Source organism: Paracoccus haematequi, assembly GCF_900631945.1.
Classification (GTDB): domain Bacteria; phylum Pseudomonadota; class Alphaproteobacteria; order Rhodobacterales; family Rhodobacteraceae; genus Paracoccus; species Paracoccus haematequi_A.
In genome coordinates this window covers 81,076-96,105 of record NZ_UZWE01000025.1, presented here as the reverse complement: position 1 = coordinate 96,105, position 15,030 = coordinate 81,076, and the positions used below count along the sequence as shown (strand labels likewise).

Sequence of the window (15,030 nt, the reverse complement as noted above, 5' to 3'; positions counted from 1 at the left end):
ACAGTGCCGACATCACGGATGTGCCGCCACATCCGCCAGAGGGGCCCGGTCACCCAATCTGCATCCGCGAATCCGCGAATGCCGCGTCTATGCAATAGCTGGGGTGGTTTCGCCAACAGAAATGTGACCGGCCGGCGCAAAATCGTGCATGGCAATAGGCCCGGATTGCGTCATTGCCGCCCGGCAGGGGTGGCGGTCGGGAATCTGTCTCCATTGGCAGCCCGCGCCTTCCACGGCGCGGCCTGTCCGCTTGGCATCGTGGCTGACGATCACCGCAGCGGCAGCACCACCCGCTGCCGCAGCCCGTGGGGGCGCAGGTTCTCCAGCAGCACCTGCCCGCCCGACTGCTCGATGATCTGGCGGGCGATGGCCATGCCCAGGCCCGCGCCGGGCAGGGCCTTGCGGCGGGCCTCGTCGACGCGGAAGAACGGCTCGAAGGCGCGCTCCATCAGCGGCTCGGGGATGCCGGGGCCTTCGTCCTCGATCAGCAGGGCGGCGCGGTCCGCGTTGCGGGACAGGGCGACGCGCGCCGCCTTGCCATGGGTCGCGGCGTTGATCAGCAGGTTGCGCACGGCGCGTTTCAGCGACAGCGGATCGGCCGCGACGGTCAGCGGCGCCAGCGGCCCCACCGCCACGGCATAGCCCTGGGCGTCCAGTTCCTGCGCCACGTCCGCCACCAGCCGGTCCAGCCGCAGATCCTGCGTGTCGCCCTGCGCCACCTGGTCGCGCACCAGCCGGATGGCGCTGTCGGCGATGGCGTCAAGCTCGGCCAGGTCGGCCAGCCATTTCCCCCGCTCTTCGTCGTCCTCGACGAATTCGGCGCGCAGGCGCATCCGGGTCATGGGCGTACGCAGGTCGTGGCCCGCCGCCGCGACTAGGCGCATCCGGCTTTCCATCGCCGATTTCAGGCGCGCCGACAGGTGGTTCAGCGCCCGCGCTGTGGCCTGGGTCTCGGGCAGCCCGGTTTCCGGGATCGGCACCAGCACGCCGTCGCGGCCGATCCGGTCCACGGCGCTTTCCAGGATCCGCAGCGGCCCGGTGATGCGCGTGGCGGCGATCAGCGACACCACGGTCGCCCCCGCCACGATCAGCGCCATCCAGGCCCCGAAGATCCGCCACCCCCCGCGCGGCGGCCTCAGGTCGGGCAGGGGCAGCACCGCCCAGCGGTCGCCCAGATCGACCGAGATGCGCAGCGTCGTCCCCGCCGGATCGGCACTCACCGCCAGCGGCAGATCCATTCCCTGGCGCGCCAGCACGCGCGACCAGCGTTGGGTCGAACGGTCCTGCGGCAGCCCGGCGGCGGGGGCGTCGGCGAAGGCGATCCCGGCATCCGCCGCCGCCTGCGGATCGGCCTGGGCGAAACGGACGTTCCAGGCGATCTGGCGCGCCACGGGGATGATCGCCGTTTCCGGCAGCGGCCGCTGCATCATCTGCATGGCCACCAGGCTTGCCAGCACGATCACCGTGGCGATGGCCAGGATCATGAAGCCCGCGATCCGGTTGCGAAGCGAGGTCATGGATCCGCCGCGTCCGCCTGCACCGGCACCGCCAGTTGATAGCCGCCGTTGCGCACCGTCTTGAAGATCGCGGGCAGGCTGTCGGCGGCCAGCTTGCGGCGAAGGCGGCTTATCAGCACGTCGATGGAACGGTCCAGCGGGTCGCGGTCGCGCCCTTGGGTTAGTTCCAGCAGCAGGTCGCGCGACAGCACCCGCCCCGGCCGTTCCAGGAAGGCCATCAGCAGGTCGAATTCGGCCCCGGTCAGGTCGATGTCCACGCCATCCGCCACCACGCGCCGCTGGTCAGGGACCGCCTGGAAACCCGCGAAGCGATAGCGGCGGGCGGGAGGCGGGGCATCCTCGGGTCCGCTGCGGCGCAGGACGGCGCGGATCCGGGCGGTCAGTTCGCGGGGGTTGAAGGGCTTGCCCAGGTAATCGTCGGCGCCGATCTCCAGACCGACGATGCGGTCAACGTCCTCTTTCAGCGCGGTCAGCAGGATCACCGGGATGCGCGGCCGCCGGTCCTGAAGGCTGCGGCAGATCTCCAGCCCGGTGCCGTCGGGCAGCATCACGTCCAGCACGATCAGGTCGGGCCGCGCGTCGGCCACAGAGGCCAGACATTCGCGCCGGTCCTGCGCGGTGGCGACGCGAAACCCCTGCCCGCCCAGATAGCGGGCCAGCAGGCTGCGGATTTCGGCGTCGTCGTCGACGACAAGGATGCGCGGGCTGCCGGTCATGATGATCCTGATCGCGTTCGACCGGGACTATAGCGCCCGGCGCGCCGAGAGGGCGGGAATTTTGCAACCGAACGTTTCCCGCGCCGCCGCCGCAACATTGGTTTACAAATCTGTCCCGGCCAGCCGCGCGGGCGGGATTGGATCTGCCGCCCCCGACGCTATCTATGGGTCGAGGAACGGTTTTCCGAAAAGGGAGGGCAGATGCGGGTTCGGTTTCGCCACGGGGTGCTGGCACTGGCGATCTGCGCGGCGCTTGCCGCCGGGGCGGCGGCGGTGGGCATCGGCCAGTCCGGCGACAGCGGCGCGACCGTGCTGACCACCCCCGTCGAACGCGGCGACATCCAGGTGACGGTGCTGGCGCAGGGCACCCTCAAGCCCCGGAACCTGGTCGCGGTGGGCGCGCAGGCGTCGGGCCGGATCACCCGCATCGCCGTGGAACTGGGCCAGGCCGTGAAAAAGGGCGACCTGATCGCCCAGATCGACTCGGTCAACCAGCAGAACGCGCTGAAATCCGCGCAATCCGACCTGGCCGTCGCCCGCGCCCAGCGGGTCGAGCGGGAATCGACGCTGGATCTGGCCGAACGCACGCTGGACCGGCTGGCGAAATTGCAGCGCAGCAACCTGTCCTTGCAGGCCGAATACGACACGGCCGTGTCGGATGTCGCGGTGTCCAAGGCCCAGATCGAGGCGCTGGACGCCCAGATCGCCCAGGCCCAGGTCGCCATCGAGACGGCGCAGGCGAACCTGGACTATACCCGCATCACCGCGCCCAGCGACGGCACCGTGCTGGCGATCACCGCGCAGCAGGGCCAGACCGTCAATGCCGCCCAATCCGCGCCCACCATCGTCGTGCTGGGCGATCTGACGCAGATGGAGGTCTTTGCCGAGATCTCCGAGGCCGATATCGGCCAGGTGCGGCCCGGACAGCCGGTCTGGTTCACCATCCTGGGCGCGCCCGAACGCCGCTATGACGCCGTGCTGGAAGCCCTGGCCCCCGCCCCCGAATCGATCGTCAACGATTCCAGCATCGCCGGCAGCGCCGCAACCGGCAGCAGCGCCACGTCCGAGGCGATCTATTACAACGGCCGCTTCACCGTGCCGAACCCGGACGGCACCCTGCGCACCTATATGACCGCGCAGGTCCATATCGTGCTGGGCAGCGCGCAGGACGTGCTGACGGTGCCGTCTATGGCGCTTGGATCGCCCGGCCCGGACGGGCGCTATCGGCTTCAGGTCCAGGGCAGCGACGGCACGCTGTCCGAACGCGTGGTCAGCGTCGGCCTGAACGACAAGGTGATGGCCGAGATCACCGAGGGCCTGGCCGAGGGCGAGAAGATCGTGACAGGCACCGGCGGCGCTGACGGCGGCTCTCCCGCCCGCAACCCGCTGGGCGGGATGCCGCGCGGGATGCGGGGCTGATCCGGTGGACGGGCCGATCATCCAGCTGACGGGCATCGGACGCAGCTATCCCCAGGGCGAGGAGCGGCTGAGCGTCCTGCGCGACGTGGACCTGACCATCCGGCCCGGCGAATTCGTGGCGATCATGGGCGCGTCGGGGTCGGGCAAGACGACGCTGATGAACATCCTGGGCTGCCTGGACCGGCCCAGCACCGGCCGGTATCTGTTCGCGGGCCAGGATACCGGCGGGCTGGACAATGCCGAACTGGCGGCGCTGCGGCGCGAACGCTTCGGCTTCATCTTCCAGCGGTATCACCTGCTGCCGGAACTGACCGCGCTTGGCAATGTGGAAATCCCGGCCGTCTATCGGGGCGAGAGCGCATCGCTCCGCCGGGCGCGGGCCGCCGGGCTGCTGGACCGGCTGGGCATGGGCGCGCGGCTGGACCATCGTCCGGCGGCCCTGTCGGGCGGCCAGCAGCAGCGCGTGTCCATCGCCCGCGCGCTGATGAACGACGCCAGCGTCATCCTGGCGGACGAGCCGACCGGCGCCCTGGACAGCCGCAGCGGCGAGGAAGTGCTGTCGATCCTGGAAGAACTGAACGCCGACGGGCGCACGATCATCATCGTCACCCATGACCCCAAGGTCGCAGCCCGCGCCCGCCGCGTGATCGAGATCAGCGACGGCCGCATCATCGCCGACCGCCAGAACCGCCCTGAAACCCCGGCTGCCGTCCGCGACAGATCGGCCAGGGGCGCATCCGCCCTGCCCGGCTCGGCCTTCCGCGAGGCGCTGCGGATGGCCTTGGTGTCGATGCGCGCGCACAAGCTGCGCAGTTTCCTGACCATGCTGGGGATCATCATCGGCATCGCCTCGGTCGTGTCGGTGGTGGCGCTTGGCGAAGGGTCGCGCCAGCAGGTGCTGGCCAATATCTCGTCGCTTGGGACCAACACGCTGGAGGTGTTTCCGGGCCGCGACTTCGGCGACATGCGGTCGGGGCGGATCAAGACCCTGGTCGCGGCGGATGCCGAGGCCCTGGGCCGCCTGTCCTTCGTCGCCGCAGCGACCCCCGGCACCGCGACCACCGCCACCATCCGCTTCGGCGGGACCGAGGCCAGCGCCCAGATCAGCGGCGTCGGCGCGGATTACTTCGCCGTCACCGGATCGGCCATTGTCGCCGGGCGCAGCTTCGGCCAGGCGGCCGTCGACCGCATGGCGCAAGAGGTGGTGATCGACACCAACACCCGCGACAGCCTGTTCCCGGACCGCGCGGACGGCGGCGTGGGCCAGGTGATCCACGCGGGCAACGGGCTGTTGCAGGTGGTCGGCGTGGCCGAGATCGCCTCGCGCGGGCCGGGCGGCAGCCAGAGCCTGCGGCTTTACGCCCCCTATACCACGGTGCAGGCGCGTTATCTGGGGACCAGCACCCTGTCCAGCCTGACGCTGCGGATCGCCGATGATGCCGACATGGGCGCGGCGCAATCGGCAGTGACCGCGTTCCTGACCCAGCGGCACGGGACGCAGGACTTCTTCATCGTCAACACCGACCAGATCCGCCAGACCATCACCAGCACCACCGGCGCGCTGACCCTGCTGATCGCGGCCATCGCCGTCATCTCGCTGGTGGTCGGGGGGATCGGGGTGATGAACATCATGCTGGTCTCGGTCACCGAAAGGGTGTCCGAGATCGGCCTGCGCATGGCGGTCGGCGCGCGGCGCAGCGACATCCTGCAACAGTTCCTGATCGAGGCCGTGCTGGTCTGCATGATCGGCGGCATCCTGGGCATCGCGGCGGCGCTTGGATTCGGGCTGGTCTTCGACCGCTTCAGCACCAGCTTCACCATGATCCAGTCGCCGAACGCGATGATCGCGGCGCTGATCAGCTCGACCCTGATCGGCATCACCTTCGGCTTTCTGCCCGCCCGCAGCGCCGCGCGGATGGACCCGGTCGCGGCGCTTTCCAAAGGCTAAAAAAAAGATTGTGCCTTGTCCGAATGCTGGCGCAAGCTGTCGCCAGCATGACGGCGGCGTCAACCGCGCCGCCGGCCAGTCTGGGAGGACACATGACCGCTTCGAAACTGATCGGCGCGCTTTTCGCCGCCACGATCCTGACCGCGCCCGCCTTTGCCCAGGGCTATCCCGAACGCCAGATCACCATGGTGGTGCCGTTTTCCGCAGGCGGCCCGACCGACACCGTGGCGCGCCTCGTGGCGGAACGCATGTCCGACGACCTGGGACAGCAGATCGTGATCCAGAACGTGGGCGGCGCGGGCGGCACGCTGGGCGCGGCCCAGGTCGCCAAGGCCGAGGCCGACGGGTATACGGTGCTGCTGCATCACATCGGCATGGCGACCTCGGCCACGCTGTATCGCAACCTGCCCTATGACACGCTGAACGCCTTCGACTATGTCGGCCTTGTCACCGAGGTGCCGATGGTCGTCACCGCGCGGGCCGATTTCGAACCGGCCGATTTCCTGGCCTTCATCGACTATGTCAAGGCGAACGCCGATTCCCTGACCCTGGCGAATGCGGGCATCGGCGCGGCCAGCCATCTGTGCGGGATGCTGCTGATGCAGGCTTTGGAAGCGCCGCTGGTGACGGTGCCGTATAAGGGCACCGGCCCGGCGATGACCGACCTGCTGGGCGGGCAGGTCGACATCATGTGCGACCAGACCACCAACACCACCCAGCAGATCAAGGCGGGCACCATCAAGGCCTATGCCGTGACCACGCCCGAAAGGCTGGATCTGTTCCCTGACCTGCCCACCGCCGCCGAATCCGGGCTGGAGGCGATGCAGTTCGGCATCTGGCATGGCATCTATACCCCCAAGGGCACCGCGCCCGAGATCAATCAGCGCCTGTCGGAGTCGCTGCAAAAGGCGTTGGCCGACGACGGCGTGGCCAAGGCCATGGCCGATCTGGGCACCGCCCCGTCATCCGCCGCCGACGCCACGCCCGAGGCGCTGAAGGCCAAGCTGGAATCCGAGATCGCCCGCTGGAAGCCGGTGATCGAGGCCGCCGGCGTCTACGCCGACTGACCCAAGTCCCCGCCGCCCATCGAGGCGGCGGGTTTTTTCCGGCACGCGGGGGTATCATGTCCACGAAACCGAAAGACGGCACCGACATTGCCGCTGGCCTGTTGTTCATGGCCATCGCCGCCTTCTTCGCCTGGCAATCGCTGGGGTTGGAGATGGGAACCTCGACCCGCATGGGACCGGGCTATTTCCCTATCGTCCTGTCGGGCCTGCTGTTCCTGCTGGGCGCGATCATCCTGGTCAAGGCGTTCGGGCGCCCGGATGACGAGTCCTTTGGGCGCATCGCCTGGCGCGGCATCCTGTTCATCCTGCCCGCGCCGATCTTCTTCGGCCTGACGGTGCGCGGCCTGGGCTTCGTGCCCGCCCTGTTCATCACAACGCTGATCGCCAGCCAGGCTTCGATGCGGATGCGGCCCCTGGCGGCGCTGATCCTGGCAATCATCGTCACCATCATGTCGACGCTGATCTTCTCCTATGGCCTGGGCCTGCCGTTCCGGCGATTCGGTCCCTGGCTGCCGGTCTGAGGGGACGCGCATGGACCTGCTTTCCAATCTTGCGCTTGGCTTCAGCGTCGCCTCGTCGCTGGAAAACCTGCTGTTCTGCCTGATCGGGGTGCTGCTGGGCACGCTGATCGGCGTGCTGCCGGGCATCGGCGCCACCGCGACCATCGCCATGCTGCTGCCGATCACCTTCCAGCTGGAACCCGTGTCGTCGCTGATCATGCTGGCGGGCATCTATTACGGCGCGCAATATGGCGGGTCGACCACGGCGATCCTGATCAACATGCCGGGCGAAAGCTCGTCCGCCGTGACGGCCATCGACGGATACCAGATGGCGCGGCAGGGGCGCGCGGGCACGGCGCTTGCCACCGCCGCCCTGGGGTCGTTCTTCGCGGGCAGCGTGGCGACCTTCCTGGTGGCGATCTTCGCCCCGCCGCTGACCGCCATCGCGCTGAAATTCGGCGCGGCGGAATATTTCAGCCTGATGGTCATGGGCCTGGTGATGTCGGTGGCGCTGGCTCATGGATCGGTGCTGAAGGCGCTGGCCATGGTGGTCTTGGGCCTGCTGCTGGGCATGGTCGGCACCGACGTCTATACCGGCGCGCCGCGCTTCACGATGGGCATGACCCAGTTCGCGGACGGGCTGAACTTCGTGGCCGTCGCCGTGGGCGTCTTCGGCATCGCGGAAATCCTGCGCAACCTGGAAGACGAACACGACCGGCAGGTGATGACCCGCAACATCACCCGCCTGTTCCCCACGCGCGAGGAATTCCGCCAGATGATCGGCCCGGTGCTGCGCGGCACCGGGGTCGGGTCCGTCCTGGGCATCCTGCCCGGCGGCGGCGCGATCCTGGCGTCCTTCGCCAGCTATACGGTCGAGAAGAAGCTGTCCAAGCACCCCGAGGAATTCGGCAAGGGCGCCCTGGCAGGCGTCGCCGGACCCGAAAGCGCCAACAACGCGGGCGCGCAGACCAGCTTCATCCCGCTGCTGACGCTGGGCATCCCCGCGAACCCGGTGATGGCGCTGATGATCGGGGCGATGATCATCCAGGGCATCGTGCCGGGGCCGAACGTGGTGTCCGAACAGCCCGCGCTGTTCTGGGGCATCATCGCGTCGATGTGGATCGGCAACCTGATGCTGGTGGTGCTGAACCTGCCCCTGATCGGGCTTTGGGTGAAGCTTCTGACCGTGCCCTATTACGTGCTGTTCCCGATCATCATGGCGATGTGTTCGATCGGGGTCTATTCCGTCAACTCGAACCCCTACGACCTGTTCGCCGTCGCCTTCTTCGGCCTGCTGGGATACGTCATGTCCAAGCTGCGCTGCGAACCTGCGCCGCTGCTTTTGGGCTTCGTCCTCGGTCCCCTGCTCGAGGAAAACCTGCGTCGCGCCATGATCCTGTCGCGCGGCGATCCCACCACCTTCGTGACCCGTCCGATCAGCGCGGGCCTGCTGGTGCTGTCGCTGGCGGTCCTGGTGCTGGTCTTCCTGCCCCAGATCCGCAAACGCCGCGACGAGGTGTTTACCGAAAGCGACGCCTGACCCAACCAAGGAGGAACCCATGCCGACCATCACCCGCCGCATCCTGCTGGGCACGGCCCTGGCGCTTGGCCTTGCCGGCGCCGCCGCCGCAGAATTTCCCGACCGCCAGATCACCCTGGTGATCCCCTTCGCCGCCGGAGGATCCACCGACGTGGTGGGCCGCATCGTCGCCGAACGCATGGGCCAGGAACTGGGCCAGCAGATCGTCGTCCAGAATGTCGGCGGCGCGGGCGGCAGCCTTGGCGCGGGCCAGGTCGCCCAAGCCGACGCGGACGGCTATACGATCCTGATGGGCACCGTCGCGACGCACGCGCTGAACCCCCTGATCCTGAAGCAGAAACCCTATGACCCGGTGGCGGATTTCGCGCCTGTGTCGCTGCTGGTCCTGGTGCCGAACGTGCTGGCGGTGAACCCGGAATTGCCGGTAAACACGGTGCAGGAGCTGATCGACCTGGCGAAACAGGAACCGCTGGCCTATGCGTCGTCGGGCAACGGCACGCCGCTGCACCTGTCGGGCGAATTGTTCAAGTCGATGGCGGGGATCCAGATCGACCACATCCCCTACAAGGGATCCGGCCCGGCGCTGACCGACGTGCTGGGCAACCAGGTGCCGATCATCTTCGACAACCTGCCCTCGGCGTCCGGCCACATCAGCAGCGGCAAGCTGCGCGCGCTTGGCGTGACCACGGCGGAACGCGCGCCCAGCTTCCCCGACGTGCCGACCATCGCGGAAACCCTGCCGGGATACGAGACCTATACCTGGAACGCGCTGTTCGCCCCCGCAGGCACCCCGCCCGAGGCCATCGAGGCCCTGTCGGCGGCGGCGCAGGCGACCATGGCCGACCCGGCGGTCGCCGCTCGCATGGCCGAATTCTCGGCCACCATCGTCGCCTCGGGCCCCGAGGAACTGGCCGAGCATGTGAAGGCCGAGATGGCGAAATGGGAACCCGTGGTCCGGGATGCGAACGTCAGCCTGGATTGAACAAACCCGCCTCGCAAGGGTTGCTTTCGGCGTGATCTGCGCCAAGGATCGCGCCGAAGACAGCCGATGAGGAATGGATGAGCGGACTTCTGGCACTTCTGGACGATGTGGCGTCGATTTCCAAGGTCGCGGCGGCGTCCATCGACGATGTGGCGGGACAGGCGGCCAAGGCCGGGGCCAAGGCGGCGGGGGCGGTGATCGACGACGCGGCAGTGACGCCGAAATATGTCCACGGGTTCGACGCCAGCCGCGAGATCCCCATCGTCTGGAAGATCGCGCGCGGGTCGCTGTTCAACAAGCTGGCCATCCTGCTGCCGGTGGCGCTGCTGCTGTCGGCCTTTGCGCCCTGGGCGATTTCCCCCCTGCTGATGCTGGGCGGCGCTTATCTGTGCTATGAGGGGGCCGAGAAGATCGCCCATGCGCTTGGCTATGGCGACACGCATGACAGCGCGGAACACATCCATCCCGACTCGGACGGGGCGGCGTTGGAGGAGGCGCGGGTCGCGGGCGCGATCAAGACCGACTTCATCCTGTCGGCGGAAATCATGACCATCGCGCTGGCGACCATCCCGGTCGGCGACTCGATCTGGATGAAGGCGATCATCCTGGCGGTGGTGGCGGTCGGCATCACCGCAGCCGTCTATGGCTTCGTGGCGCTGATCGTGAAGGCCGACGATGTGGGGGTCCACCTCGCGATGCGCCGGAACGGCCTGTCCTCGGCCATCGGGCGCGGCATCGTCAAGGTCATGCCCGGCTTCATGAAGGCGCTGACCATCGTCGGCACCGCCGCGATGATCTGGGTCGGCGGCCAGATCGTGCTGCACGGCTTTGCCGAACTGGGCTGGGCCTCTGCCTATGACTGGATCCACCACCGGGCCGAGGCCGCGGCCCATGCCGTTCCCCAGGCGCCCGGCCTTGTCGCCTGGATCGTCACCGCCTTCTTCGACGGCATCTTCGGGCTGGTCCTGGGCATGATCCTGATCCCCATCGTCCACCGCGTCATCAACCCGGTCTTGCAGGCGACGGTCGCGCCGCTGATGGCGCGGCTGCGCGGGGCGTGACCAGCCCCGCCGCAACCGATTGATATTCCTGTATGTGTCGAACAATCTTGGAAGATTGACCGATTGGTCAAAGAGTGTCACCATTTCGTCATGCGGATGTTGTGTTTGCGTCACCTTGGCCCGCTAGGCCCGTCGCGAACCGCAACTCCATAAGGGAGGTAAATCATGAACCGACTTTTCGCAGCGTCCGCCGTGGCGCTGATCGCGTCGCTGTCGGCGGCACAGGCGCAGACCGAAATCCAGTGGTGGCACGCCATGGGCGGCGAGCTGGGCGCCAAGCTGGAAGAAATCACCAAGGGCTTCAACGACAGCCAGGACGAATACCGGATCGTGCCCTCTTACAAGGGCACCTATCCCGAAACGATGACCGCCGCGATCGCCGCCTTCCGCGCGCAGCAGCAGCCCGCCATCGTCCAGGTGTTCGAGGTCGGCACCGGCACCATGATGGCCGCCAAGGGCGCCATCGTCCCGGTCCACCAGTTGATGGCCGACAACGACGTGGCCTTCGATCCGGCCGCCTACCTGCCCGCCGTGGTCGGCTATTACAGCGATACGGACGGGAACATGCTGTCCCTGCCCTTCAACAGTTCGACCCCGATCCTGTATTACAACAAGGATGTCTTCGAAAAGGCCGGGCTGGACCGTGACACGCCGCCCAAAACTTGGGCCGAGTTCGAGGAATTCTCGAAGAAGATCAAGGAATCGGGCGCGGCAAACTGCGGGCTGAGTTCGCGTTGGGTCAGTTGGATCCAGACCGAGAATTTCAGCGCCTGGCACAACCAGCCCATCGGCACGCTGGAAAACGGCTTTGGCGGGCTGGCGGCGCGGCTGTCCTATAACGGGCCGGTGCAGGTCAAGCACTGGGAAAACCTCAAGCGGTGGGCCGACGAGGGGCTGTACAAATACGGCGGGCCGGTCGCGGGCGACAACGCCGCCCCGCTGTTCTATTCGCAGGAATGCGCGATCTACATGGAAAGCTCGGGCGGTCGCGCCGGGATCGTGGCCAATGCCAAGGATTTCGAGGTGGGTTACGGGATGCTGCCCTATTACGACGATGTCGAGGGCGCGCCGCAGAATTCCATCATCGGCGGCGCATCCTTGTGGGTGCTGTCGGGGCGGCCGGACGAGGAATATGCGGGCGTGGCGAAGTTCTTCGAATACCTGTCCAGCCCCGAGGTGCAGGCCGACTGGCACCAATTCACCGGCTATCTGCCCATCACGCAGGCGGCCTATGACCTGAGCAAGGAACAGGGCTTCTACGAGCAGAACCCCGGCACCGAGATCAGCATCAAGCAGATCACGCTGAACCCGCCGACCGAGAATTCCAAGGGCCTGCGCTTCGGCAACTATGTCCAGATCCGCGGCATCATCGACGAGGAATTCGAGCAGCTTCTGTCCGGGTCCAAGGACGCCCAGGGCGCACTGGATTCGGTGGTCGAACGCGGCAATGCGCTGCTGGCCGAGTTCGAAGCCCAGAACCAGTGATCAGGCTTGGGGCCGCGCATCGCGGCCCCGCCACCCCCGAAAGGCCCGAAGATGAAGCGCACGATCTTCCGCAACCAGCTGCTGCCCTGGCTGCTGCTGGCCCCGCAACTGGCGATCACCTTCGTCTTCTTCCTGTGGCCCGCCGCCCAGGCGATCCGGCAAAGCTTCCTGCGCCAGGACGCCTTCGGCATCAACACGACCTTCGTGGGCCTGTCGAATTTCAAGGCGCTGTGGACCAGCCCGGAATACCTGAATTCGTTGCAGGTGACAGCGGTCTTCGCCGTATCGGTCACGATCCTGTCGATGGGCTTTTCGCTGCTGCTGGCGGTCGCGGTAGACCGGATGATCCGGTCCACCAGCGTCTATACGACACTGCTGGTCTGGCCCTATGCGGTGGCCCCGGCCGTCGCGGGGATCCTGTGGTGGTTCATCTTCAACCCGACCATCGGCGTCATGCCCTATGTGCTGGCGACGGTCGGCTATGACTGGAACCACATCAGTTCGAAAACCGACGCGATGATCCTGGTGGTGATCGCATCCGCCTGGAAGCAGATCAGCTACAACTTCCTGTTCTTCGTGGCGGGCCTGCAATCCATCCCGGCCAGCTTGCGCGAGGCCGCCGCCATCGACGGCGCGGGCCCGGTGCGGCGGTTCTTCGACATCACCCTACCGCTGCTGTCGCCGACCACCTTCTTCCTGCTGGTCGTGAACATCGTCTATGCGATGTTCGACACCTTCGCCGTGATCGACGCCACGACCGAGGGCGGCCCCGCCCAGGCCACCAACATCATGGTCTACAAGGTCTATTTCGACGGTTTCGTGGGCCAGAACATGGGATCGTCGGCCGCGCAGTCGGTGGTGCTGATGCTGATCGTGATCGCCCTGACGGTGATCCAGTTCCGCTGGGTCGAGAAGAAGGTCGCCTATTGATGATCGAGAACCGCCCCGGCCTGAACCTGCTGGCCCATCTGACGCTGATGCTGGGGGTCGTCGTCGTCGCCCTGCCCGTCTGGGTGGCCTTCGTCGCATCGACCCATACCGCGACCGACTTCATGTCGGGCACGATCCCCATGTGGCCCGGCCCGCATCTGCTGGAAAATTACGGCCGGATGCTGGATTCCGGGGTGTCCACCAGCGGCATGCCCCCGGTCGGCACGATGATGCTGAACAGCCTGATCATGGCGCTGCTGATCGCCTGCGGGAAGATCGCGATCTCGATCACCTCGGCCTTCGCCATCGTCTATTTCCGCTTTCCGCTGCGGCGGATGGCCTTCTGGTGCATCTTCATCACCCTGATGCTGCCGGTCGAGGTCCGCATCGTCCCGACCTTCCAGGTGGTCGCCGACCTGGGGATGCTGAACAGCTATGCCGGCCTGTCCGTGCCGCTGATCGCGTCGGCGACCGCGACCTTCCTGTTCCGCCAGGTCTTCCTGACCATCCCGGACGAGCTGACCGAGGCCGCCCGCATCGACGGCGCAGGCCCGATGAAGTTCTTCCGCGACATCCTGCTGCCGCTGTCGCGCACCAATATCGCGGCGCTGTTCGTGATCCTGTTCATCTATGGCTGGAACCAGTATCTGTGGCCGCTGCTGATCACCACCAGCAGCGATTACTACACCATCGTCGCGGGCATCAAGCGCATGGCCGACGCGGTGGACGGGCTGCCGCAATGGCATCTGGTGATGGCGACGGCGATGCTGGCGATGCTGCCCCCGGTCGCGGTGGTGATCGGGATGCAGCGCCTGTTCGTCAAAGGTCTTGTCGAGACGGAGAAGTAAGACATGGCATCCATTACCCTCGACAAGATCGGCAAGATCTATTCCGGCGGCACCCGCGCCGTGGGCGACGTGTCCATCGACATCGCTGACGGCGAATTCATCGTGCTGGTCGGCCCGTCCGGCTGCGGCAAATCCACGCTGCTGCGGATGGTGGCGGGGCTGGAATCGATCAGCGAAGGCACCGTCCGCATCGGCGACCGGGTGGTCAACGACATGGAGCCCGCCGACCGCGACATCGCCATGGTGTTCCAGAACTATGCGCTGTATCCGCATATGTCGGTGCGTCAGAACCTGGCCTATGGGCTGAAGAACCGCCGCACCCCAAAGGCGGAAATCGACCGCCGCGTGGCCCAGGCCGCCGAGATCCTGCAAATCGGTCCCTATCTGGACCGCAAGCCCCGCGCATTGTCGGGCGGCCAGCGTCAGCGCGTCGCCATGGGCCGCGCCATCGTCCGCGAACCGGCGGCCTTCCTGTTCGACGAGCCGCTGTCGAACCTGGACGCCAAGCTGCGCGTCACCATGCGGCTGGAGATCAAGGACTTGCAGCGCCGGCTGCGGACCACCTCGATCTACGTCACCCATGACCAACTCGAGGCGATGACCCTGGCCGACCGGCTTGTGGTTCTGAACGGCGGCAGGATCGAACAGATCGGTACCCCGCTGGAGGTCTATCGCAAGCCCGCCTCGACCTTCGTGGCGGGTTTCATCGGCAGCCCGGCGATGAACCTGATCAGCAACCGCGCCGTCCCGCACCTGCCCGGCACGGCCCATGCCGGAACCATCGGCATCCGCCCCGAGGATCTGACCCCTGCCCCGGACGGTCCCATCGACATGGAGATCCTGGCGGTCGAGGAACTGGGCGCGCAACGCCTGGTCCACGGCCAGACCGGGGGCGAGCGGCTGACGGTGACGCTGCCCTCGGGGGTCGAACTGCCCCGGACGCTGCGCCTGGCCTGGCGCCCCGGATCGCTGCACCTGTTCCAGGCGGAAAGCGGTCGGCGCATCGATTGATGTTCA

General features: G+C 67.1%; 13 protein-coding genes. 11 read left to right on the top strand and 2 right to left on the bottom strand.

Annotation, left to right across the window (positions count from 1 at the left end):
- Positions 1-269 precede the first annotated feature (269 nt).
- Positions 270-1,517 carry an ATP-binding protein gene (locus PARHAE_RS06865; RefSeq protein WP_126153871.1) on the bottom strand — a complete coding sequence of 416 codons (1,248 nt, stop codon included), beginning with the start codon at positions 1,515-1,517 and terminating at the stop codon, positions 270-272.
- Positions 1,514-2,233 carry a response regulator transcription factor gene (locus PARHAE_RS06860; RefSeq protein ID WP_126153870.1) on the bottom strand — a complete coding sequence of 240 codons (720 nt, stop codon included), beginning with the start codon at positions 2,231-2,233 and terminating at the stop codon, positions 1,514-1,516. The genes PARHAE_RS06865 and PARHAE_RS06860 overlap by 4 nt, the downstream gene beginning before the upstream one ends.
- A gap of 201 nt (positions 2,234-2,434) precedes the next feature.
- On the opposite strand from PARHAE_RS06860, the gene PARHAE_RS06855 reads away from it, so the two are divergent.
- The 11 genes from PARHAE_RS06855 (at position 2,435) to PARHAE_RS06805 (ending at position 15,024) form a co-directional block, all read left to right on the top strand.
- Entirely contained in the window at positions 2,435-3,652 is a 1,218-nt protein-coding gene (locus PARHAE_RS06855; RefSeq protein WP_126153869.1) for an efflux RND transporter periplasmic adaptor subunit, read from the top strand.
- Positions 3,653-3,656: 4 nt separating this feature from the next.
- Complete coding sequence (locus tag PARHAE_RS06850; protein ID WP_126153868.1) at positions 3,657-5,600, top strand: MacB family efflux pump subunit; 1,944 nt, start codon at positions 3,657-3,659, stop codon at positions 5,598-5,600.
- A gap of 92 nt (positions 5,601-5,692) precedes the next feature.
- Positions 5,693-6,667, top strand: a complete 975-nt coding sequence (locus tag PARHAE_RS06845) for a tripartite tricarboxylate transporter substrate-binding protein (RefSeq protein ID WP_126153867.1) — start codon at positions 5,693-5,695, stop codon at positions 6,665-6,667.
- Positions 6,668-6,723: 56 nt separating this feature from the next.
- Positions 6,724-7,188, top strand: coding sequence for a tripartite tricarboxylate transporter TctB family protein (locus tag PARHAE_RS06840; RefSeq protein WP_126153866.1), 465 nt, complete (start codon positions 6,724-6,726; stop codon positions 7,186-7,188).
- 10 nt (positions 7,189-7,198) lie between these two features.
- Positions 7,199-8,707, top strand: a complete 1,509-nt coding sequence (locus PARHAE_RS06835; RefSeq protein WP_126153865.1) for a tripartite tricarboxylate transporter permease — start codon at positions 7,199-7,201, stop codon at positions 8,705-8,707.
- A gap of 19 nt (positions 8,708-8,726) precedes the next feature.
- Complete coding sequence (locus tag PARHAE_RS06830) at positions 8,727-9,689, top strand: Bug family tripartite tricarboxylate transporter substrate binding protein (RefSeq protein ID WP_126153864.1); 963 nt, start codon at positions 8,727-8,729, stop codon at positions 9,687-9,689.
- Between the two features lie 77 nt (positions 9,690-9,766).
- A complete protein-coding gene (locus PARHAE_RS06825) occupies positions 9,767-10,750 on the top strand; it encodes a DUF808 domain-containing protein (RefSeq protein WP_126153863.1) in 984 nt (327 codons plus the stop codon).
- Between the two features lie 165 nt (positions 10,751-10,915).
- Positions 10,916-12,235 carry a sn-glycerol-3-phosphate ABC transporter substrate-binding protein UgpB gene (ugpB, locus tag PARHAE_RS06820; protein WP_126153862.1) on the top strand — a complete coding sequence of 440 codons (1,320 nt, stop codon included), beginning with the start codon at positions 10,916-10,918 and terminating at the stop codon, positions 12,233-12,235.
- A gap of 51 nt (positions 12,236-12,286) precedes the next feature.
- Positions 12,287-13,165, top strand: a complete 879-nt coding sequence (gene ugpA, locus PARHAE_RS06815; protein WP_126153861.1) for a sn-glycerol-3-phosphate ABC transporter permease UgpA — start codon at positions 12,287-12,289, stop codon at positions 13,163-13,165.
- Positions 13,165-14,013, top strand: coding sequence for a sn-glycerol-3-phosphate ABC transporter permease UgpE (gene ugpE, locus PARHAE_RS06810; RefSeq protein ID WP_126153860.1), 849 nt, complete (start codon positions 13,165-13,167; stop codon positions 14,011-14,013). The genes ugpA and ugpE overlap by 1 nt, the downstream gene beginning before the upstream one ends.
- A 3-nt stretch (positions 14,014-14,016) precedes the next feature.
- Positions 14,017-15,024, top strand: a complete 1,008-nt coding sequence (locus PARHAE_RS06805; protein ID WP_126153859.1) for a sn-glycerol-3-phosphate import ATP-binding protein UgpC — start codon at positions 14,017-14,019, stop codon at positions 15,022-15,024.
- The last annotated feature ends 6 nt before the right edge of the window (positions 15,025-15,030 follow it).